Raw genomic sequence first — 19,756 nt, forward strand, 5'->3', positions numbered from 1 at the left:
CGCCCCGGTACCCCCCGGTATCCTTCGGAAGTCCACCACCCGAAAGCCGAAGGGCATTCCCGTGAGCGCCAACCGCCCGGCAGCCGTCGTCGTCCTCGCAGCGGGTGAGGGCACCCGCATGAAGTCGAAGACCCCCAAGGTCCTCCACGAGATCGCCGGGCGCTCGCTCGTCGGGCATGTCGTGGCCGCCGCCCGTGAGCTGGAGCCCGAGGACCTGGTCGTGGTCGTGGGGCACGCCCGGGAGCTGGTGAAGGGGCATCTGGACGAGCACTACGCGGGGACGCGGACGGCCGTGCAGGAGGAGCAGAACGGGACCGGCCACGCGGTGCGGATGGCGCTCGGTGAGCTCGGGCGGGCGCCCGAGGGGACCGTGGTCGTGGTGTGCGGTGACACGCCGCTGCTGTCCGGGGAGACGCTGCGCGCCCTGGCGGCGACGCACGCGGCCGACGGGAACGCCGTGACCGTGCTGACCGCCGAGGTGCCGGACGCCACGGGTTACGGGCGGATCGTGCGTGACCCGGCGACGGGTGCGGTGACCGAGATCGTGGAGCACAAGGACGCGTCGGACGAGCAGCGGGCGATCAGGGAGATCAACTCCGGCGTCTTCGCGTTCGACGGTGCGCTGCTCGCGGACGCGCTGGGCAAGGTGCGGACGGACAACAGCCAGGGTGAGGAGTACCTCACGGACGTGCTGTCGATCCTGCGTGAGGCCGGGCACCGGGTGGGCGCGTCGGTCGCGGTGGATCACCGGGAGATCCTGGGGATCAACAACCGGGTGCAGCTCGCCGAGGCCCGTGCGCTGCTCAACCGGCGGCTGCTGGAGCGGGCGATGCTGGCCGGCGTGACCGTGGTGGATCCGGCGTCGACGTTCGTGGATGTGACGGTGACGTTCGAGGCGGACGCGACGGTGCTGCCGAACACGCTGTTGCTGGGTGCGACGCACGTCGCGGAGGACGCCGTCGTGGGGCCGAACACGCGGCTGAAGGACACCACGGTCGGTCGCGGGGCGCGGGTGGACAACACGGTGGCGGACTCCGCGTCGGTGGGCGAGGGCGCTTCCGTGGGCCCGTACGCGTATCTGCGTCCGGGGACGGTTCTGGGTGCGAAGGCCAAGGCGGGTACGTACGTCGAGATGAAGGCCGCCGTCATCGGTGAGGGGACGAAGGTCCCCCATCTGTCGTATGTCGGTGACGCGACGATCGGCGAGTACACCAACATCGGTGCGGCGAGTGTCTTCGTGAACTACGACGGCGAGGCGAAGCACCACACGACGATCGGCTCCCACTGCAAGACGGGCTCGGACAACATGTTTGTGGCTCCTGTCACGGTCGGGGACGGCGCTTACACCGCTGCCGGGTCCGTCATCACCAAGGATGTGCCGGCCGGTGCGCTGGCCGTCGCCCGTGGCCAGCAGCGGAATATCGAGGGTTGGGTGGCCCGTAAGCGTCCGGGGAGTGCGGCCGCGCAGGCTGCCTCTGCCGCCACTGAGAAGTCCGCAGGCGAAAGCTGACCGGAAACGAGTACGCCGAACTCGGCGTACCGTGATACGTGCACACAAATTCGGCTGGCTCGCACACGCGCACGGGAGCGCGGGGAATCGCGGCCAGAGACCCGTCGAGGAGACAGTGCTGTGACCGGGATCAAGACGACCGGCGAGAAGAAGCTGATGCTCTTCTCCGGCCGCGCCCACCCCGAGCTGGCCGAGGAGGTCGCACACCAGCTGGGTGTCGGCATCGTGCCGACCAAGGCGTTCGACTTCGCGAATGGCGAGATCTACGTCCGTTTCCAGGAGTCCGCGCGGGGCGCGGACTGCTTCCTGATCCAGAGCCACACGGCTCCGATCAACAAGTGGATCATGGAGCAGCTGATCATGATCGATGCTCTGAAGCGGGCTTCGGCCCGGAGCATCACCGTGATCATCCCGTCGTACGGCTATGCCCGTCAGGACAAGAAGCACCGTGGTCGTGAGCCGATCTCGGCCCGTCTGGTCGCGGATCTGCTGAAGACGGCGGGTGCGGACCGGATCCTGACCGTGGACCTGCACACGGACCAGATCCAGGGCTTCTTCGACGGCCCGGTGGACCACCTGTCGGCGCTGCCGGTGCTGGCGGACTACGTGGGTGCGAAGGTCGACCGTACGAAGCTGACGATCGTGTCGCCGGACGCGGGTCGTGTGCGGGTGGCGGACCGCTGGTGTGACCGTCTGGACGCGCCGCTGGCGATCGTGCACAAGCGTCGTGACAAGGACGTCGCCAACCAGGTGACGGTGCACGAGGTCGTCGGTGACGTGAAGGGCCGTGTGTGTGTCCTGGTGGACGACATGGTCGACACGGCGGGCACGATCTGTGCCGCGGCGGAGGCGCTGTTCGCGCACGGTGCGGAGGACGTCATCGTGACGGCGACGCACGGCATCCTGTCCGGTCCGGCCGCGGACCGGCTGAAGAACTCGAAGGTGAGCGAGTTCGTGTTCACGGACACGCTGCCGGACCCGAGCGCGCTGGAGCTGGACAAGATCACGGTGCTGTCGATCGCGCCGACGATCGCGCGTGCGGTGCGTGAGGTGTTCGAGGACGGTTCGGTGACGAGCCTGTTCGAGGAGCACTGAGCATCCTCTTAGCCGTACGACGCGTACGACGCCTTACGAGTAAGGGCCGCTTCCCTTGGGGGGCGGCCCTTACTCGTGCGCGCGCGCCCGGCTCGCGCTGCCGCTCGTGCTCCGGCTCGTGATCCATTTGGGTGCCCCGGTGGCCTGCGGCTAGACTGTCGTGGTTGCTCGGCGAGGGAGGCCGTGCCCGTGCGTGTGTCGCGCGTGGTGCCGGCGGTCCGTTATCGACGCGCTCTTCGTAGCAGGCCCACGCCAGTCGTGGCCGGGTGACAGTCGTATCAGTCACCACATCTACGAGGAGTGCACATGTCCGAGGTGAAGCTCGCCGCGTCCGTCCGCACCGAGTTCGGCAAGGGCGCCGCCCGCAAGATCCGCCGCAACGCCCAGGTTCCCGCCGTGCTGTACGGCCACGGCTCGGACCCGATCCACCTGACCCTCCCGGGCCACGACACCGTCATGGCGCTGCGTACGCCGAACGTCCTGCTGTCCCTGGACATCGAGGGCAAGGGCACCGAGCTCGCGATCCCGAAGGCCGCCCAGCGTGACCCGCTGAAGGGCTTCCTGGAGCACGTCGACCTGCTGCTCGTGAAGCGCGGCGAGAAGGTCACCGTCGAGGTTCCGGTCGTCGCCGAGGGCGAGCTGGCCGCCGGCGGCAACCTGCTCGAGCACGTCCTGAACACCCTTTCGGTCGAGGCCGAGGCCACCCACCTGCCCGAGTCCGTGACGGTCTCCGTCGAGGGCCTGGAGGCCGGTGCCTCCGTCCTGGCGCAGGACATCACCCTGCCGAAGGGCGTCACCCTGGTGACCGAGGCCGACGCCGTCGTCCTGCAGGTCCTGGCCGCGCAGGCCGAGGAGCCGGCCGCCGAGGGCGAGACCGAGGCCGCCGAGGGCGCCGAGGCCTGAGCCGTAGGCTCTGCCTGACGTGACGGGGTGACGGGCCCACGGGCCCGTCACCCCGTTTCTTTCTGTCCTCCATACGGGTACGAGGAGACGAGACGCAGATGACGGATGACGCGAACGCGCCCTGGCTGATCGTCGGCCTCGGCAATCCGGGCCCCGAGTACGCGGGCAACCGGCACAACGTGGGTTTCATGGTGGTGGACCTGCTGGCCGAGCGGATCGGCGGCAAGTTCAAGCGCGCGCAGAAGGCGCAGGCGCAGGTGGTGGAGGGTCGTATGGGCCCGCCCGGTCCCGCGAACCGGCGGGTGGTGCTCGCGAAGCCGATGTCGTACATGAACCTGTCGGGCGGGCCGGTGACGGCGCTGCGCGACTTCTACAAGGTGCCGACGGCGCACGTCGTGGCGGTCCATGACGAGTTGGACATCGACTACGCCACGCTGCGTCTGAAGCTGGGCGGTGGCGACAACGGGCACAACGGGCTGAAGTCGATGACGAAGTCGATGGGCCCGGACTACCACCGGGTGCGGTGCGGGATCGGGCGTCCGCCGGGCCGGATGCAGGTCGCCGACTTCGTGCTGAAGGACTTCTCCTCCACGGAGCGCAAGGAGCTGGACTGGTTCGTGGACCGGGCGGCGGACGCGGTGGAGTGCCTGGTGGCGGAGGGTCTGGAGCGGGCGCAGTCGGCGTACAACGCGTAGGGCCTGCGGGCGACCACGGGTACGACTGTACGATCGCGGGTCATGACGCACGTCCGTAACGCCGCCATGGCCCTCGTCGTCCTGCTCCTGCTCGTCGCGGGCGCCTGGTCCTCCTGGGACACGGCTCAGCACGTGCTGTTGTCGAAGGGGCGTGAGCACGGCACGCTGACGGTGACGGGCTGCAACGAGGAGACGTGCAGCGGGCGTTACGCGTCGGATGTTCCCGGTTCCCCGCATCACACGCTGACGATCGAGCATTCGGTGGCGGCGGAGAAGGGGCAGACGCTGCCGGTGGTGGTGAAGCCGGGTACGGCGGAGGCGGTCCGTACGGGTTGGGGCGGGGGTCTGCACGCGTGGCTTCCGCTGGGCGGTGCGCTGCTGTTGGCGGCGCCGCTGATCGGTGGCGGGCTGCGGATGACGCGTACGGGGTGGTCGGTGGCGGGTGCGGGTGCGGCGCTGTTGCTGGGGGCGTTCTTCGCACTCTGATGGTTTTCGGACACGTTGGCGCGTTCCCGCCAGAATCGTTATGTCCGTTGGCTTAAGGGTGACTTAAAGCAACGGATAGGCTGCCCCCGCCACCTCCCACGGCATCCCTCATCCCACAGTTGGACGACAATGCGACGTTCTCTTATCTCCGCCGGCGCGCTCGTCGCGGCCGTCGCGGGCTCGCTCGTTCTGGCGCCGGCGGCGTCCGCCGCCGAGGTTCCCTTCCACCACGAGAAGGACCTGCCCATCACCGCCTCCTCCTTCGAGACCACCGAGGCGGAGTGCAAGGGCATCCCGTCCACGCAGGACGGCTGGCACTTCGTGCTCACCGGCAACAAGGCCGAGTTCACCAAGCTGACGGTCACGTTCGACAACGGCACCCCGATCGTCATCACGGACTTCAGCGCCTTCGGCAACCCGGAGGGCAAGCACGCGTACGTGGGTTCGCCCGTGGGTGCGAAGCTGACCTCGGCCACCGCCGAGATCGACGGCGAGGCGAAGTTCTTCAACCTCTCGCACACCTGCCCGGGCACCGCCCCCACCCCCACGGGCACCCCGTCCGGCACCCCGACGGGCACCCCGAGCACCTCGGCGTCCCCGAGCAGCTCCACCTCTCCGAGCAGCTCCACCTCCCCGAGCTCGTCGGTCTCCCCGACCGCGTCCTCCTCGGAGAGCTCCGCCGCGGGCCAGCCCACGCCGAGCTCCTCCTCCTCCGCCGGCTCCGAGGGTGACCTCGCCGAGACCGGTTCCAGCGCCCCCGTCGGCATCCTCGCCGCCGTCGCCGTCGCCCTCGCGGGTGCCGGTGCGTTCCTGGTGACGCGCCGCAAGAAGGCACAGCAGCACTGACGTAACACGCCGTCATGAGAGTGCCCCCGCGGGAAGAACTCCCGCGGGGGCACTCTCGTTCGTACGGGGCCGTCAGCCGGTGTTGCGCAGGCCCGCCGCCACGCCGTTCACCGTGAGCAGGAGCGCGCGGGAGAGCAGCGGGTCGGGTTCCTCGCCGCGCTCGGCGGCGGAGCGCTGGCGGGCGAGCAGGGCGACCTGGAGGTAGGAGATCGGGTCCAGGTAGGCGTCGCGGATGGCGAAGGTCTGCTGGAGCACCGGGTTGGAGTCGAGGAGCCGCTCGCCGCCGGTGACCTTCAGGACCTCGGCGACGGTGAGGGCGTGTTCGGCCTCGATGGTCTCGAAGACGTGCTTGAGCTCGTCCGGGACCAGGGTGTCGACGTAGTGGCGGGCGATCCGCAGGTCCGTCTTGGCCAGCGTCATCTCGACGTTGGAGAGGAAGTTGCGGAAGAAGTGCCAGCGCTCGTACATCTCGCCGAGCACCGCGTCGAGGCCGGCCTCGCGCAGGGCCTTGAGGCCGGAGCCGACGCCGAACCAGCCGGGGACGATCTGCCGGGACTGGGTCCAGCCGAAGACCCACGGGATGGCCCGGAGTCCGTCGAGGCCGGCGCCCGAGTCGGGGCGGCGGGAGGGCCGCGAGCCGAGGTGGAGGTCGGCGAGCTGGTCGACGGGGGTCGAGGCGAAGAAGTACGCGGGCAGGTCGGGGTCCTCGACGAGCCGCCGGTACGCGGAGTGGGCGGCCTCGGAGACGGTGTCCATGGCGGCGTCCCAGCGGGCCAGGGCGTCGTCGGACTGGCGGGGCGCGGTGTGCAGGGCGGAGGCCTGCAGGGTGGCCGCGACGGTCAGTTCGAGGTTCTCCCGGGCGAGGGACGGGATGAGGTACTTGTCGGAGATGACCTCGCCCTGCTCGGTGACCTTGATCTCGCCCTCCAGGGTGCCCCAGGGCTGGGCGAGGATCGCGTCGTGGGAGGGGCCGCCGCCGCGGCCGACGGTGCCGCCGCGGCCGTGGAAGAGGCGCAGGCGGACGCCGTAGCGGTGGGCGACGTCGCGGAGCCGGCGCTGGGCGCGGTGGATCTCCCACTGGGAGGTGGTGATGCCGCCGAACTTCGAGGAGTCGGAGTAGCCGAGCATGACCTCCTGGACGTCGCCGCGCAGGGAGACGAGGCGCCGGTAGGAGGGGTCGGCGAGCATGTCGTTGAGGATGACGTCGGCGGCGCGCAGCTCGTCGGTGGTCTCCAGGAGCGGCACGATGCCGATCTTGGCCCAGCCGGCGTGGAGGTCGAGGAGGCCGGCCTCGCGGGCGAGGACGGTGGCGGCGAAGACGTCGTCGGCGCCCTGGCACATCGAGATGATGTACGACTCGATGACCTCGGGGCCGAAGACCTCCAGGGCCCGCTTGACGGTCTGGAAGACGCCGAGGGTCTTCTCGCCGGCGGCGTCCAGCGGCGCGGGGGTGGGGGCGAGCGGGCGGCGGGAGCGGAGCTCCTTGGCGAGCAGCTTCTGCCGGTAGTCGCGCGGCATGTCGGCGTAGCGCCAGGATTCCTCGCCGAGCCGGTCGAAGAGCTGGCCGAGGGCGTGGTGGTGGGCGTCGGCGTGCTCGCGGACGTCCATGGTGGCGAGCTGGAGGCCGAAGGCGGCGAGGGTGCGGATGGTGCGGTCCATGCGGCCGTCGGCGAAGAGGCCGCCGCGGTGCTCGCGCAGGGAGGTCTGGATGAGGGTGAGGTCGCGGAGGAGTTCGGCGGTGCCGAGGTAGTCGCGGCCGTCCTGGTGGGGGGTGCCCTTGGCGAGGCGTTCGCGGGTGTTGAGGAGCTTCTGGCGGACGCAGGTGACCTTGAGCCGGTAGGGCTCCTCGGCGTTGAGCCGCTTGTAGCGGGGGCTGATCTCGGGCAGGCGCTCGAGGTCGGCCTGGAGGGATTCCAGGAGCTCCTCGGTGGCGCCGGCGTAGCGGATCGAGTTGGAGAGCAGTCCGCGGAGGTAGTCGACGAGTTCGAGGGCGTCGGTGATGCCGTGCTCGTGCTGGAGGATCAGCACGTCCCAGGTGACCTGGGGCGTGACGTTGGGGTTGCCGTCGCGGTCGCCGCCGATCCAGGTGCCGAAGGTGAGGGGGCGGGTGCCGGCGGGCAGGTCGAAGCCGACCCGCTCGAGCTCGGCGGCGAGGTCTTCCAGGACGTCGCCGACGGCGCCCGCGTGCAGCTCGTCGAGGTAGTAGATGGCGTTGCGGGCCTCGTCGGCGGGCTCGGGCCGGACGACGCGGAGCTCGTCGGTCTGCCAGATGAGGTCGATGTTCTCGGCGAGCCGCAGGTCGTGGCGGCGCCGGTCGGCCTCGATGACCGGGGTCTCGAGGAGGGCGCCGATGCGGCGCAGCTTGTTCAGGACGGAGCGCCGGGCCGCCTCGGTGGGGTGGGCGGTGAAGACGGGCCGTACGTTGAGGTTCTTGATCGTCTCGCGTACGTGCGCGGGGTCGCCGTCCTTGAGCATGTCGGCGGTGCGGGCGAGGAGGCCGCCTTCGGCGGCGCGGCGCTCGCGCATCTCGCGGCCGCGGTGGACCTGCTCGGTGACGTTGGCGAGGTGGAAGTACGTCGAGAACGCGCGGACCAGCCGGCCGGCGGTCTCGAGTTCGACGCCGCGCAGCAGCTCTGCGGCGGCCTCGCCGTCCTCGCGGGTGAGGCGGCGGACCTTCTCGACGAGCTCCAGGAGCTCCGGGCCTTCCTGGCGGACGAGCGTCTCACCGAGGAGATCGCCCAGTCGGCGGATGTCGGAGCGCAGCTCGGCGCTGGCGGTGGGAGTCTGGTCGGCACTGCTCACAGGTGCGGCTCCTTGCAGTGTTTGAGCACGTCTGGAGGGGTACTGGAGGCTTGCGGACCGCGCTGTCCGACGCACACAGGATAGGTGTCCGCGTACGCGGCACGGAGCATGCCCCGGCTTTGACGCTCTTGCCGCGCGCCGCGGCGCTGCCATACTTACGTCGCCGTAGGTTACGGAACCGTAGCCAAGGGCGTCCTTTCCCTACCCTCACCCCCCAGGGGACACCCATGACCACAAGCCCCGAGCTGACCTCGGAGTCCTCGGCGTCCGAGGCGGTCGACACCGCTCAGGCCCTGCCCTCCGCCACCCTCGGCGGGGACAACAAGCGTTCGATCGAGCAGATCACGCTGCTGCTGTTCATCACGGTGCCCTTCCTGGCCCTGGTCGCGGCGGTGCCGCTGGCCTGGGGGTGGGGAGTGAGCTGGCTCGACCTGGGCCTCATGACGGCGATGTACTTCATCGGCTGTCACGGCATCACGATCGGCTTCCACCGCTATTTCACGCACGGTTCGTTCAAGGCGAAGCGGCCGCTGCGGATCGCGCTCGCGATCATGGGCTCGCTGGCGGTCGAGGGGCCGCTGGTGCGGTGGGTGGCGGACCACCGCAAGCACCACAAGTACTCGGACGCCGACGGCGACCCGCACTCGCCGTGGCGGTTCGGCGAGACGGTCCCGGCGCTGATGAAGGGGCTGTGGTGGGCGCACATCGGCTGGATGTTCGACGAGGAGCAGACGCCGCAGCACAAGTACGCGCCCGATCTGATCAAGGATCCGGCGATCCGTGCGATCTCCCGCCAGTTCGTCCTGTGGACGGTCGTCTCGCTCGCGATTCCGCCGCTGGTCGGGGGCCTGGTGACGATGTCCTGGTGGGGCGCGTTCACGGCGTTCTTCTGGGGTTCGCTGGTCCGTGTCGCGCTCCTGCACCACGTGACCTGGTCGATCAACTCGATCTGCCACGCGGTGGGCAAGCGTCCGTTCAAGTCGCGTGACCGTTCCGGCAACGTGTGGTGGCTGGCGGTGCTGTCGTGCGGCGAGTCCTGGCACAACCTGCACCACGCGGACCCGACCTCGGCCCGGCACGGCGTGCTCAGGGGCCAGGTGGACTCCAGCGCGCGTCTGATCCGCTGGTTCGAGCAGCTGGGCTGGGCGTACGACGTGCGCTGGCCGGCCAAGTCGCGGATCGACGCCCGGCGCCAGGCTGCCGGCGCCGACGCGGCATGATGGAAGACGTGGCGATCGACGGCAGTACCAGCAGCACGAGCGAGCAGAAGCCCCGGCGCGGGCGCCGGGTGAGGATGACGGGCGCGGAGCGCCGTGAGCAGCTCCTCGACATCGGTCGCACGCTGTTCGCGGAGAAGGGCTTCGAGGGCACGTCCGTGGAGGAGATCGCGGCGAAGGCCGGGGTCTCCAAGCCGGTGGTGTACGAGCACTTCGGCGGCAAGGAGGGCCTGTACGCGGTCGTGGTGGACCGGGAGATGCGCCAGCTCCTGGACATGGTGACGGGCGCCCTGACCGCGGGCCATCCGCGGGAGCTCCTGGAGCAGGCCGCGTTCGCGCTGCTCGACTACATCGAGCGCTACACGGACGGCTTCCGCATCCTGGTGCGCGATTCCCCGGTGGCCCAGTCGACGGGCACCTTCGCCTCCCTCATCAGCGACATCGCCACGCAGGTGGAGGACATCCTGGGCCTGGAGTTCAAGGCCCGCGGCTTCGACCCGAAGCTGGCGCCCCTGTACGCCCAGGCCCTGGTGGGCAGCGTCGCCCTGACGGGCCAGTGGTGGCTGGACGTCCGCAAGCCGAAGAAGGCGGAGGTGGCCGCCCACCTGGTGAACCTGGCCTGGCACGGCCTCGACGGCCTGGAACAGAAGCCCCGCCTGATAGGCCACCGCAAGAGCTGATGTCGAGGCCCCGGGCCGGCTTGCCGACCGGGGCCTCAGTCCGCTTTGTGCCAGGGCTTGCAGCCGGTGGTCTTGAACGCCTTGTCCGAGGCGAGGACGGTCACGGTGACGGGGCCCTTCGAGCTGTCGGCGGCGAGCAGGTCGTCGGCATTGCCTGTGGTGCCCTTGAGCCGTGCCCAGGAGCAGTACGGCGAGTCGGGATCCGCAGGCCCTTCGCTGCGGTACGTCCCCGGTTTCACCTCCGAGCCGACGAAAAAGGTGCCGTCGCCCGGGATCCCGCCTTTGGGCGGGGCCGTACCGGTGGCGGGTGACGCCGTGCCGGTGTCCCGTGCCTCGGCGGTGCCGCCCGCTTCGGTCGGCACAGGTGCGGTCACGGTGACCGTGGGGCCCGCGATGCCGCCCGAGCCGTCGTCGTCGGCGAGGACCATCCCGAGCAGGACCCCGACGCCGGCGCCGGCGACGGCGGCGAGCGCGTGGGTCGCCAGCGGCCGGCGGCCTCCGGCCGGTTTCCGGTCGGCCGGGCCGGACTGCGGTCCTGGCGGCGGGCCCGTCGGCCTCTTGCGGTCGGTCATGGAGCAAGCGTGCGGCCGGGGTGGGCCGGCCGCACGCCGAGCGCGGGCGCGCCGCTTCACTCCAAGGGCTCCGGGAACTCCGGTCGGTTGCCGACCGGGTCCTGGGTGGCGAAGCGGCGGTGGCCTGGGAGGTGGCCGTCCCGTACGACCGGCGCCCCGCGTTTCTCCAGGCGGGCCGCGTAGTCGTGGATACCGCTCGCTCTGAGGCCTGGATGCGCTTTCCGCGCAGGCCCGTCGGCCTCCACGCCCAGGTGGAGCGGCACGCCGCCCGCCGCGAACCGGCAGCCGCCGCGCGCGGCCGAAACCCGCGGCTTCGGGATCTCGGTCATTCCGAGCACGCCCTCATGGAACGCCCGAAGCCGCGGTTCGCTCCCGGCCGGCGCGGCAAGCTGCACGTGATCGACGGCGACTAACATCAGGCTCCCTTCCTCGCGACGGCGAAGATGCGGCGGAACGGGAAGGCGGTGCCGTGGGGGCCCGGGGGGTAGGCGGCGCGGAGGAGGTCGCGGTACTGGGCGAGGAAGGCCTCGGTGGCCGCGGGGTCGTCGCGGAGCGCGGTCAGCACGGGCCGCAGGGCGGTGCCCTTCACCCAGTCGAGGACGGGGTCCTCGCCCTTGAGCATCTGGATGTACGTGGTCTCCCAGACGTCCGTCTCGCAGCCGAGGTCGGTCAGCCGCTGCAGGTAGTCGACCGGCTCCAGGATGTGGACGTATCGCCGCCCCTGGTCGCCCACCCGGTCGCGCCATTCCGGGGTCTCGCACAGTTCGCCGAGCAGGGCGTGGCTCGGCGAGGTGAAGTTGCCGGGGACCTGGAAGGCGAGGGTGCCGCCGGGTCGCAGGCCGTCGATCCAGACGGCGAAGGACTCGGGGTGGTTGGGCACCCACTGCAGGGCGGCGTTGGAGACGATCAGGTCGTACGGCTCGTCGGGTGTCCAGTGGGCCGCGTCGGCCGGCCGGAAGTCGAGCCAGCCGCCTCCGGCCGTGGTGCCCGCCCAGTCCTTGTCGGCCCGCTCCAGCATCTCCGGGGAGAGGTCGAAGCCGGTGATGTGGGCGTCGGGCCAGCGGTCGGCGAGCAGGGCCGTGACGTTGCCCGGGCCGCAGCCGATGTCGGCGATGCGGGCGGGACGGAGGTGGTTCGGCAGCTGCGGTATTCGTGCGAGCAGATCGAGGAACGGTCGGGTCCTGTGACCCGAGTGGCGCAGGTACTGCTGTGGGTCCCACGTCGGTGCGGCGGAGTCCACGGAATGCATGTTCGAAGCCCCCTTGCTGGAACGAGTTGCCGAAACGGAACGGAGTTCCGGCCCGGTCCCTTCCCCATAGTCAAGAAGACTATATCTCGATGTCAAGAAACTTGATGTGGAGATTCATGACGCCAAGAGACTTTATGTCAACAGACCCTCTACACTGATCGCCATGGAGGACGAGGTCGACCGACTGGTCGCTGCATGGCGCCGCGAGCGCCCGGACCTCGACGTGGAACCGCTCGAGGTGCTCAGCCGTGTCTCCCGCCTGGCCCGCCACCTCGACCGCGCTCGTCGGCTCGCCTTCTCCGAGCACCAGCTCGAGCCCTGGGAGTTCGACGTCCTGACCTCCCTGCGCCGGGCCGGCGCGCCCTACCAGCTCTCCCCCGGCCAGCTGCTCACCCAGACCCTGGTCACCTCGGGCACCATGACCAACCGCATCGACCGGCTCGCGAAGAAGGGCCTCGTCGAACGGCTCCCCGACCCCAGCGACCGCCGCGGCGTCCTCGTCCGCCTCACCCCCGAGGGCCGCGACCGCGCCGACCAGGCGCTGGCCGGACTGCTCGCCCAGGAGCGCGCCATCCTGGCCCGCCTCTCCCGCACCGAACGCGGCGAACTCGCCGGACTGCTACGCCAGCTGACCGCCCCGTTCGACAACATCCCCGGCTAAGGCGGGCCCCGGATCCTCCGCCGGCCCGACACCGGCCCGCCGGGCCAGCGCCACCGCCGCGAGCGTCGAGTGCACGCCCAGCTTGCCCAGCACGTTCTGCATGTGCGTCCGCACGGTGTGCGGCGACAGGAAGAGCCGCTCGGCGACGGCCTTCCGCCCGAGGCCGGCCACCATGCAGCGCAGCACCTCGCGCTCCCTCGGGGTGAGCGACTCCACGAGCTGCTCGCTCTCCGTACGGTGCCGCCGGGCCTCCGTCAGCTCCCGCAGCACCCCCGTCAGCAACGCGGGCGGCAGGTGCGTCTCGTCCCGCAGCACGCCCCGCACCACCGCGAGCAGCCGCTGCAGCGAAGAGTCCTTGGCAACCCAGCCCCACGCGCCCGCCTGCAGCGCGAGCGCCGCCCGGTGGGCGTCGTCCCGCTCCGCCAGCACGACGCTGCGCAGCGCCGGCCGCCCTTCCCGTACCTGGCCCACCAGCTCGACCCCGTCGGCACCCGCCAGGTCGGCGTCGACCAGCATCACGTCGAACCGCCGCCCCTCCGCGGCGGCGCGGTCCAGACAGCGCAGGGCGGCGGGCCCGCTGCCCGCCGCGGCGACGTCGACGTCCGGCTCCGCCGCGAGCGCGGCCGCGAGCGACTCGGCGAAGACGCGGTGGTCGTCCACCACCAGAACACGGATACGAGCCACGGACACCCCCAGTCGGTCGAGGAACGTCCCGGCACGGGTACGGCGCCGGGGGGCGGGTCCCGTCGGTCGCGCGGCCGCCGCCGTGCCATGACAGATACCCCCGCCCCGGGCGCCGTACCCGGCGGGTCTCGATACCCCTGATCAGCACCGGCCCCCACCGGTGCTGCGCACCAGAGTAGGGGCGCCCCCGACGCCCCGCGGCAAAATCGCGGAACTCCGCCCCGGCGCGCGGCCGGTGTCACCCCACGCGGCGCGCCCCGGCGGACGGCACGGCGCCGAACACGCCGGGCCCGGCGAAGCCGGCCCGCTCGAAGGCGGCCCGTACGGCCTTCGTCACGTCCTCGGCGAGCCCGTCCTCCACCAGCACCACGGCGGAGCCCCCGAAACCGCCCCCCGTCATCCGCGCCCCCAGCGCCCCGGCCGCCACGGCCGTCTCGACCGCGAGGTCCAGCTCGGGGCAGGACACCCGCAGGTCGTCCCGCAGCGACGCGTGCCCCTCGACGAGCAGGGGGCCCACCGCACGCGGGTCCCCGGCGTCCAGGAGGGCGATCGTCCGGGCCACCCGGTCGTTGTCGGAGACGACGTGCCGGACGTACCGACGAACCGTTTCGTCGGTCAAACGCCCGAGGGCGTCGGGCAGTTGCCCGGCGTCGACGTCGCGCAGCGCGCGCACGCCGAGCGCCCGCGCACCCGCCTCGCACCCGGCGCGCCGCTCGGCGTACGCGCCGTCCCCGAGCGCGTGCTTGACCCGCGTGTCGACGACGAGCAGCCGCAGCCCGACGGCCGCGAGGTCGAACGGCACCTGCCGGTACGACAGATCGCGGGTGTCCAGGAACAGCGCGTGCCCCTCGGCGGCGCACGCCGAGGCCATCTGGTCCATGATCCCGCACGGCACGCCGACGAACGCGTTCTCGGCGCGCTGCGCGATCCGGGCGATCTCGGGTCCGGACAGCCCGAGCCCGTACAGCTCGTTCAGCGCGAGGGCCGTGACGACCTCCAGGGCGGCCGACGAGGAGAGCCCGGCGCCCGTGGGCACCGTCGACGCCAGGTGCACGTCCGCGCCGCCCACGGCGTGCCCGGCCTCCCGCAGCGCCCAGACGACGCCCGCCGGGTACGCGGCCCAGCCGCCGCCCTGCCCGCCCCCGCCGGGCTCGAGGCCGGCGACGTCGAGCCGGACGATGCCGCCGTCGACGTCCCCGGAGTGCAGCCGCAGCACGCCGTCGTCCCGTCGGGAGACGGCGGCCACGGCCGTGTGCGGCAGAGCCAAGGGCAGCACGAAGCCCTCGTTGAAGTCGGTGTACTCACCGATCAGGTTGACCCGCCCGGGCGCCGCCCAGACCCCGTCCGGGGCGGTCCCGTACAGCTCACCGAACTCCGCCGCGACACCGCTCATCCGTTATCCCTGCTCCTTCTTCCGCGCGAACGCCCACGCGTCCTCGACGATGGCCGCCAGATCCGGGCGGGACGGGGTCCAGCCGAGCCGCTCGCGCGCGGCCTCGGCGGAGGCGACGAGCACGGCCGGGTCCCCGGCGCGGCGCTCGGCCATGACCTCGGGCACCGGGTGGCCGGTGACCTTGCGGACGGTCTCGACGACCTCCCGCACGGAGAAGCCGTTGCCGTTGCCGAGGTTGCAGATCAGGTGCTCGCCGGGCGTCATCGCGTCGAGGGCCAGCAGGTGGGCCTCGGCGAGGTCGGCGACGTGGATGTAGTCGCGGACGCAGGTGCCGTCGGGCGTCGGGTAGTCGTCGCCGTACACGTTGATGGCCTCGCGCTTGCCGAGCGCCACCTGGAGGACCAGCGGGATGAGGTGCGACTCGGGGTCGTGCCGCTCGCCGCACTCCTTGTAGGCGCCGGCCACGTTGAAGTAGCGCAGCGAGACCGCGGCCAGGCCGTGCGCGGCGCACTCGCCGGTGATCATGTGGTCGACGGCGAGCTTGGTCGCGCCGTACGGGTTGGTCGGCGCGGTCGGCGCGGACTCGGTGATCGGCACGGTCTCCGGCTCGCCGTAGGTGGCGGCGGTGGACGAGAAGACGAGCTTGCGCACGCCGGCCTCGCGCATGGCGGCGATCAGCGCCATGGTGCCGCCGACGTTGTTGTCCCAGTACTTCTCCGGCTTCGCGACGGACTCGCCGACCTGCGAGAAGGCGGCGAAGTGCAGCACGCCGTCGTACGAGGCGTCGAGCCACTTCGCGGCGTCCTGGATGCGGCCCTGGACGAACGTCGCCCCGGCGGGCACGCCCTCGCGGAAACCGGTGGAGAGGTCGTCGAGGACGGTGACCTCGTGCCCCGCCTCCAACAGGTGGGCGGCGACCGTGCTGCCCACATAGCCGGCTCCGCCCGTCACCAGGTACTTACTCAACTGCTTGCCACCTCTCGGAGTCTGTCGGCCGCGGACTCCGGCGACACGTCGTTCATGAACGCGCCCATGCCGGATTCGGTGCCCGCGAGGTACTTCAGCTTGCCAGAGGCCCGGCGGACGGTGAAAAGCTCCAGGTGCAGCGCGAACTCGTCCCGGCCGGGACCCGTGACCGGAGCCTGGTGCCAGGCGGCGATGTAGGGCGTCGGCGGCTGGCCGGGGCCGAAGATCCGGTCGAAGCGGCGCAGGAGTTCCAGGTAGAGCCGGGGGAACTCCGCGCGGGCGTCCTCGTCGAGGGCGGTGAGGTCCGGCACCCGCCGGTGCGGGTAGAGGTGCACCTCGTACGGCCAGCGGGCGGCGTACGGCACGAAGGCGGTCCAGTGCTCGCCCGCCAGGATCACCCGCTCCGCGGCCCGCTCGCGCTCCAGGACGTCCTCGAAGAGGTTGCGGCCGGTACGGGCGCGGTGGGCGAGGGCGTTGCGCAGCATGGTCGCGGTGCGCGGGGTGGCGGTGGGGAAGGCGTAGATCTGCCCGTGCGGGTGGGCGAGGGTGACGCCGATCTCGGCACCGCGGTTCTCGAAGCAGTACACCTGCTCCACGCCGGGGCGGGCGGAGAGCTCCGCGGTGCGGTCGGTCCAGGCGGCGAGGACGAGGGCGGCCCGGTCCTCGCCGAGGTCGGCGAAGGAGGCCTCGTGGTCGGAGGTGAAGCAGACCACCTCGCAGCGGCCGTTGGCGCCGGACAGGGAGGGGAAGCGGTTCTCGAAGACGGCGACCTCGTAGTCCGCGGCCGGGATCTCGCTCTGCCAGTCCTCCGTGGAGGGGCACAGCGGGCAGGTGTCGGCCGGCGGGTGGTAGATCCGCCCCTGCCGGTGCGAGGCGATGGCGACGTGCTCGTCGAGCAGGGGGTCGTGCCGGATCTCGGAGGCGGACACCACCGGGTCGAGCGTGCGCCGGTCGGGCGCGTCGCGGACGGTGTCTCCGTGCGCGTCGAAGTAGAGGAGCTCACGCCCGTCGGCGAGGCGGGTGACGGTCTTCTTCACGAGGGGCCTTCTCAGGACGGGGGCTTCCATCGAACAGAACCACCCATAAAAAACCACAATCAAACATCGAAGGTCAACACCCGCCGCCACGCGACCCGCGTGGTCTCCCTCGCAAGAGGTTCCTGAGGAAGCGGGAGCCCGCGAAGGCGCCCGCCCGGTCACACGCGCTGCACCGGCACCCGGTCCAGCAGCCCCGTCCGCGCCGCCAGCGCCGCCGCTTCGAGCCGCGAGCCGACGCCCAGCTTCATCAGCACCCGCTGCACGTGTGTGCGCGCCGTGCTCGGCGCGATCGCCATGCCCGCCGCGATCAGCCGGGTGTCCTCGCCCTCCGCCACCCGGACCAGGACCTCCGCCTCGCGCGGCGTGAGCAGCCGCAGCAGCCGCTGGCCCTCGTCGTCCGGCTGCGCCGCCGGGTTCAGGAGCTCGGCGAACGCTCCCTGGATCAGCTGCGGCGCCACCGCCGACTCGCCCGCCCGCGCCTTGATCAGCGCCCGTTCGACGCCCTCGATCCGCTCGTCGTGCCGGACGTAGCCCGAGGCGCCGGCCGCGAAGGCCGCCGCGATCCCGCGCGGCGAGGGCACCGGGCCGAGCACGACCACCGCCACCTGCGGCCGCTCGCGCTTGATCCGTACGACCGGGTCGAAGGTGCCCGGCTCCGCCGGCGCCGCCGTGCCGAGCAGGCAGACCTCCGGCGCGCGGCTCACCACCAGCTCGGCGGCCCCGGCCACCGGCGCCGCCGCGGCGAGCACCCGGTGCCCGCGCAGCTTCAGCGCCGAGGCCAGCGCCTCCGCGTGCAGTCGGTGGTCGTCGACCACCATGAGCCGTACGCCCATCGTTCCTCCCCCATCCCCGGGCCGGCCTTCCCCCGGCCACCCTCCCGGCAAGCTACACACTCCCCGCACACTCCCCCGCCCCGCTTTGCCCCAATCGCCGGGACACCCGCGGGAACCACCCACCCCCGGAGACGGCCGTGGGGCCCCTCCGGAACGGAGGGACCCCACGGTCACGGCGCTGCCGCCGGGCTGCGGCCGGTCAGCCGCCGACCCGGAAGCCCATCGCCAGGTACGACTTCAGATAGGAGGTGGTCTCCTTCTTCGTCTTGCTGACGAGCCGCTGCGAGACGAAGAACCGGCCGTTCGCGTAGCGGTACTCGGCGCCGATCGAGCTGAAGCTCGTCTCGGCCGAGCGAGTCTCCTTGTCCGACGGGTTCTCCATGAGCAGCGTGGGCTTCATGGTGCCGCCGTCGATGGAGACGATCTGCCCGCCCTTGTCGTAGGGCGGCCACTTGTACGCGATGACGTTGCCGCCGTCCATGCGCAGCGGGATCAGCGTGTAGCGGTCGCCCGCGTCGGACTTGTTCGGTGCCAGCTGGCCGTTGTTCAGGTCGAAGGCGACGATCTCGTTGGTCTCGTCGCCGTACTCGCCGGTGCTGCCCTCGTGCTCCTCGGTCGGCAGGTAGAGCCGGTTGTTGCCGACGACGACCTGCGTGCAGGACTCGACCGCGGCCGAACGGCAGCGGGCCGCGTAGCGGTCCGCGTCCGCCGTGATCTTCGCCTTGAGCTTGCCGGTCTTCTCGTCGATGGAGAAGAAGTCCGAGATGTTGCTGCCGTCGCCGGCGGTGTCGCCGACGTCGGCCGCGACCACCAGCGGCTTGGCGGAGACGACGCCCGCCCAGTCGACGCCCTTGGGCATCTTGTACTGGGAGATCGGCGCGCCGGTCGTCGGATTGAGGTTCTGGATGATCACCGTCGGGTCGTCGGACGTCCCGCACTTGCGCACGGCGACCAGGCCCTCGCCGCCGCCGTAGCCGAGGTCCTTGCACTGCGCGGCGTCGGCCTGCGGCTTCCAGCGCGGGTTGCCGTTGGCCAGGTCGAAGGCGGCGCCGCCGTCGAGGCCGCCGGCCGCCACGGTCTGGCCGTGCAGCGTGACCTCGCTGAACGTCACCTTCTTGTCGCCGGCGCTGCCGCCGCTGACCGAGGCGGACCACACCAGCTTGCCCGTGGACAGGTCGAGCAGACCCACCTCGGTGCACGGCTGGATGTAGCGCGGCGCGACCCGCTTGGTGGCCTCGAAGAGCACCGGAACCTTGTAGTCGGCGGTCATGTGGCGCGAGGCGCCGCAGACCTGGCCGGTCAGCGGCAGGGTCCACAGGACCGTGCCCTTGTCCAGGTCGTAGCCGACGACCGAGTCGACGCCCGTCTTCACGTACGCCTTGTCGGTGATCCAGGAGCCCGTGACGTCGGTGATGTCCGGGACGTTCGGCAGGTCGAGCTTGAAGGACGCGGTGGACTTCGGGTTCGCGGGAACCTTCTCCTTGCCGCCCCCGCCGATGCCTCCGCCGTCCTTGCCGCCGTCCTGGCCGGCGGTCGCGGCGCCGGAGCTGCCGCCGGCGTCGTCGGTCTTGTCGTCACCGCCGGAGTTCGCGTACCAGACGCCGCCGCCGATGATCAGCACGACGGCCACGACCGCCGCGATGACGATCTGCATCTGCGCGGACAGCTTCCTGCCGCCGGCGGGCGGCACCACGGGTGCCTGCGGGGTCTGCTGGTACTGCGGCTGCGTCGGATAGCCGTACGGCTGCTGCGACTGCGGCTGCGGATACTGCTGCTGCGGGTAGCCGTACTCCTGCGGCTGCGCGGGCGGCTGCTGCGGCGGATACCCGTACGGCTGCTGCGCGGGCGGCTGCTGGGGCGGCGCGGGCGGCTGCTGGGGATAGCCGTACGGCGGCTGGGCCGGAGGCTGCGCGGGCGGCGGCGTCGGCGCGCCGAAGCCCCCGGGCGGAGGGTCCTGCGGCGCACCGAACCCACCCGGGGGAGGCCCCGGGGGCTGGTTCGGCGGGGGCGGCGGCTGCGTCATGACGTGGATACCTCGGTCGGGTCGGAAAGCGGGCGGGACGGACGGGGGGTGGGGGGGGGGGGCCCCCCCTCCGCCTGCGCGCCCTCCCAGGGGGGTCCCTCCCC

At 71.6% G+C, this 19,756-nt stretch carries 19 protein-coding genes; 9 read left to right on the forward strand and 10 right to left on the reverse strand.

What is annotated here, in order from left to right; all coding sequences use genetic code 11:
* Positions 1-61 precede the first annotated feature (61 nt).
* The 6 genes from glmU (at position 62) to ACFWJO_RS12055 (ending at position 5,535) form a co-directional block, all read left to right on the forward strand.
* Positions 62-1,510 carry a bifunctional UDP-N-acetylglucosamine diphosphorylase/glucosamine-1-phosphate N-acetyltransferase GlmU gene (gene glmU, locus ACFWJO_RS12030; protein ID WP_386864593.1) on the forward strand — a complete coding sequence of 483 codons (1,449 nt, stop codon included), beginning with the start codon at positions 62-64 and terminating at the stop codon, positions 1,508-1,510.
* Positions 1,511-1,630: 120 nt separating this feature from the next.
* On the forward strand, positions 1,631-2,605 hold the full coding sequence (locus tag ACFWJO_RS12035; protein ID WP_386864594.1) for a ribose-phosphate diphosphokinase: 975 nt from the start codon (positions 1,631-1,633) through the stop codon (positions 2,603-2,605).
* 306 nt (positions 2,606-2,911) lie between these two features.
* Positions 2,912-3,508: a 50S ribosomal protein L25/general stress protein Ctc gene (locus tag ACFWJO_RS12040; protein ID WP_386864595.1), complete on the forward strand. Its 597-nt coding sequence runs from the start codon at positions 2,912-2,914 to the stop codon at positions 3,506-3,508.
* A gap of 98 nt (positions 3,509-3,606) precedes the next feature.
* Positions 3,607-4,203, forward strand: a complete 597-nt coding sequence (gene pth, locus ACFWJO_RS12045; RefSeq protein ID WP_386864596.1) for an aminoacyl-tRNA hydrolase — start codon at positions 3,607-3,609, stop codon at positions 4,201-4,203.
* 42 nt (positions 4,204-4,245) lie between these two features.
* On the forward strand, positions 4,246-4,689 hold the full coding sequence (locus tag ACFWJO_RS12050; RefSeq protein WP_386864597.1) for a hypothetical protein: 444 nt from the start codon (positions 4,246-4,248) through the stop codon (positions 4,687-4,689).
* Positions 4,690-4,818: 129 nt separating this feature from the next.
* Positions 4,819-5,535: an LPXTG cell wall anchor domain-containing protein gene (locus ACFWJO_RS12055; protein WP_386864598.1), complete on the forward strand. Its 717-nt coding sequence runs from the start codon at positions 4,819-4,821 to the stop codon at positions 5,533-5,535.
* Positions 5,536-5,607: 72 nt separating this feature from the next.
* Here ACFWJO_RS12055 and ppc read toward each other — a convergent pair whose 3' ends face one another.
* Positions 5,608-8,337 carry a phosphoenolpyruvate carboxylase gene (ppc, locus tag ACFWJO_RS12060; protein WP_386864599.1) on the reverse strand — a complete coding sequence of 910 codons (2,730 nt, stop codon included), beginning with the start codon at positions 8,335-8,337 and terminating at the stop codon, positions 5,608-5,610.
* A 227-nt stretch (positions 8,338-8,564) separates the two neighbouring features.
* Here ppc and ACFWJO_RS12065 point away from each other — a divergent pair, with 227 nt between their 5' ends.
* Together ACFWJO_RS12065 and ACFWJO_RS12070 are read left to right on the forward strand one after the other, a co-directional pair.
* Positions 8,565-9,557 carry an acyl-CoA desaturase gene (locus ACFWJO_RS12065; protein ID WP_386864600.1) on the forward strand — a complete coding sequence of 331 codons (993 nt, stop codon included), beginning with the start codon at positions 8,565-8,567 and terminating at the stop codon, positions 9,555-9,557.
* Positions 9,554-10,234: a TetR/AcrR family transcriptional regulator gene (locus ACFWJO_RS12070; RefSeq protein WP_386864601.1), complete on the forward strand. Its 681-nt coding sequence runs from the start codon at positions 9,554-9,556 to the stop codon at positions 10,232-10,234. Before ACFWJO_RS12065 ends, ACFWJO_RS12070 begins: the two co-directional genes overlap by 4 nt.
* A 35-nt stretch (positions 10,235-10,269) precedes the next feature.
* Here ACFWJO_RS12070 and ACFWJO_RS12075 read toward each other — a convergent pair whose 3' ends face one another.
* The 3 genes from ACFWJO_RS12075 to ACFWJO_RS12085 are packed head-to-tail and all read right to left on the reverse strand — an operon-like array spanning position 10,270 to position 12,055.
* Positions 10,270-10,806, reverse strand: a complete 537-nt coding sequence (locus ACFWJO_RS12075; RefSeq protein WP_386864602.1) for a hypothetical protein — start codon at positions 10,804-10,806, stop codon at positions 10,270-10,272.
* A gap of 56 nt (positions 10,807-10,862) precedes the next feature.
* The gene (locus tag ACFWJO_RS12080; protein WP_386864603.1) at positions 10,863-11,222 is read right to left on the reverse strand and encodes a VOC family protein; all 360 of its coding nucleotides are present in this window, start codon (positions 11,220-11,222) and stop codon (positions 10,863-10,865) included.
* Entirely contained in the window at positions 11,222-12,055 is an 834-nt protein-coding gene (locus ACFWJO_RS12085) for a trans-aconitate 2-methyltransferase (protein WP_384423426.1), read from the reverse strand. The genes ACFWJO_RS12080 and ACFWJO_RS12085 overlap by 1 nt, the downstream gene beginning before the upstream one ends.
* Positions 12,056-12,218: 163 nt before the next feature.
* On the opposite strand from ACFWJO_RS12085, the gene ACFWJO_RS12090 reads away from it, so the two are divergent.
* Positions 12,219-12,716 carry a MarR family winged helix-turn-helix transcriptional regulator gene (locus tag ACFWJO_RS12090; protein WP_384423424.1) on the forward strand — a complete coding sequence of 166 codons (498 nt, stop codon included), beginning with the start codon at positions 12,219-12,221 and terminating at the stop codon, positions 12,714-12,716.
* Here ACFWJO_RS12090 and ACFWJO_RS12095 read toward each other — a convergent pair.
* From ACFWJO_RS12095 to ACFWJO_RS12120, 6 genes are all read right to left on the reverse strand, one after another.
* Complete coding sequence (locus tag ACFWJO_RS12095) at positions 12,675-13,400, reverse strand: LuxR C-terminal-related transcriptional regulator (protein ID WP_386864604.1); 726 nt, start codon at positions 13,398-13,400, stop codon at positions 12,675-12,677. The genes ACFWJO_RS12090 and ACFWJO_RS12095 overlap by 42 nt on opposite strands.
* 238 nt (positions 13,401-13,638) lie before the next feature.
* Positions 13,639-14,793 (reverse strand): galactokinase, encoded by a 1,155-nt coding sequence (galK, locus tag ACFWJO_RS12100; protein WP_386864605.1) that lies wholly within the window; start codon positions 14,791-14,793, stop codon positions 13,639-13,641.
* A 3-nt stretch (positions 14,794-14,796) separates the two neighbouring features.
* Positions 14,797-15,759 carry a UDP-glucose 4-epimerase GalE gene (gene galE / locus ACFWJO_RS12105; RefSeq protein ID WP_386864606.1) on the reverse strand — a complete coding sequence of 321 codons (963 nt, stop codon included), beginning with the start codon at positions 15,757-15,759 and terminating at the stop codon, positions 14,797-14,799.
* On the reverse strand, positions 15,756-16,796 hold the full coding sequence (galT, locus tag ACFWJO_RS12110) for a galactose-1-phosphate uridylyltransferase (protein WP_386864607.1): 1,041 nt from the start codon (positions 16,794-16,796) through the stop codon (positions 15,756-15,758). The genes galE and galT overlap by 4 nt, the downstream gene beginning before the upstream one ends.
* 158 nt (positions 16,797-16,954) lie before the next feature.
* On the reverse strand, positions 16,955-17,629 hold the full coding sequence (locus ACFWJO_RS12115) for a LuxR C-terminal-related transcriptional regulator (RefSeq protein WP_386864608.1): 675 nt from the start codon (positions 17,627-17,629) through the stop codon (positions 16,955-16,957).
* A 199-nt stretch (positions 17,630-17,828) separates the two neighbouring features.
* Positions 17,829-19,652, reverse strand: a complete 1,824-nt coding sequence (locus ACFWJO_RS12120; protein WP_386864609.1) for a PQQ-binding-like beta-propeller repeat protein — start codon at positions 19,650-19,652, stop codon at positions 17,829-17,831.
* Positions 19,653-19,756: the final 104 nt, after the last annotated feature.

It is taken from the genome of Streptomyces sp. NPDC127092 (assembly GCF_042722475.1).
In the GTDB taxonomy this organism is placed as follows: Bacteria; Actinomycetota; Actinomycetes; order Streptomycetales; family Streptomycetaceae; genus Streptomyces.

What these genes read in the sequence shown, in the direction of transcription:
- ACFWJO_RS12040 (WP_386864595.1), top strand. Translation starts at nt 2,912, where the DNA reads ATGTCCGAGGTGAAGCTCGCCGCGTCCGTCCGCACCGAGTTCGGCAAG.
- ACFWJO_RS12115 (WP_386864608.1), bottom strand. Translation starts at nt 17,629, where the DNA reads ATGGGCGTACGGCTCATGGTGGTCGACGACCACCGACTGCACGCGGAG.
- ACFWJO_RS12075 (WP_386864602.1), bottom strand. Translation starts at nt 10,806, where the DNA reads ATGACCGACCGCAAGAGGCCGACGGGCCCGCCGCCAGGACCGCAGTCC.
- ACFWJO_RS12090 (WP_384423424.1), top strand. Translation starts at nt 12,219, where the DNA reads ATGGAGGACGAGGTCGACCGACTGGTCGCTGCATGGCGCCGCGAGCGC.
- ACFWJO_RS12065 (WP_386864600.1), top strand. Translation starts at nt 8,565, where the DNA reads ATGACCACAAGCCCCGAGCTGACCTCGGAGTCCTCGGCGTCCGAGGCG.
- pth (WP_386864596.1), top strand. Translation starts at nt 3,607, where the DNA reads ATGACGGATGACGCGAACGCGCCCTGGCTGATCGTCGGCCTCGGCAAT.
- ACFWJO_RS12080 (WP_386864603.1), bottom strand. Translation starts at nt 11,222, where the DNA reads ATGTTAGTCGCCGTCGATCACGTGCAGCTTGCCGCGCCGGCCGGGAGC.
- ACFWJO_RS12085 (WP_384423426.1), bottom strand. Translation starts at nt 12,055, where the DNA reads ATGCATTCCGTGGACTCCGCCGCACCGACGTGGGACCCACAGCAGTAC.
- galK (WP_386864605.1), bottom strand. Translation starts at nt 14,793, where the DNA reads ATGAGCGGTGTCGCGGCGGAGTTCGGTGAGCTGTACGGGACCGCCCCG.
- ACFWJO_RS12050 (WP_386864597.1), top strand. Translation starts at nt 4,246, where the DNA reads ATGACGCACGTCCGTAACGCCGCCATGGCCCTCGTCGTCCTGCTCCTG.
- ACFWJO_RS12070 (WP_386864601.1), top strand. Translation starts at nt 9,554, where the DNA reads ATGATGGAAGACGTGGCGATCGACGGCAGTACCAGCAGCACGAGCGAG.
- ACFWJO_RS12120 (WP_386864609.1), bottom strand. Translation starts at nt 19,652, where the DNA reads ATGACGCAGCCGCCGCCCCCGCCGAACCAGCCCCCGGGGCCTCCCCCG.
- ACFWJO_RS12055 (WP_386864598.1), top strand. Translation starts at nt 4,819, where the DNA reads ATGCGACGTTCTCTTATCTCCGCCGGCGCGCTCGTCGCGGCCGTCGCG.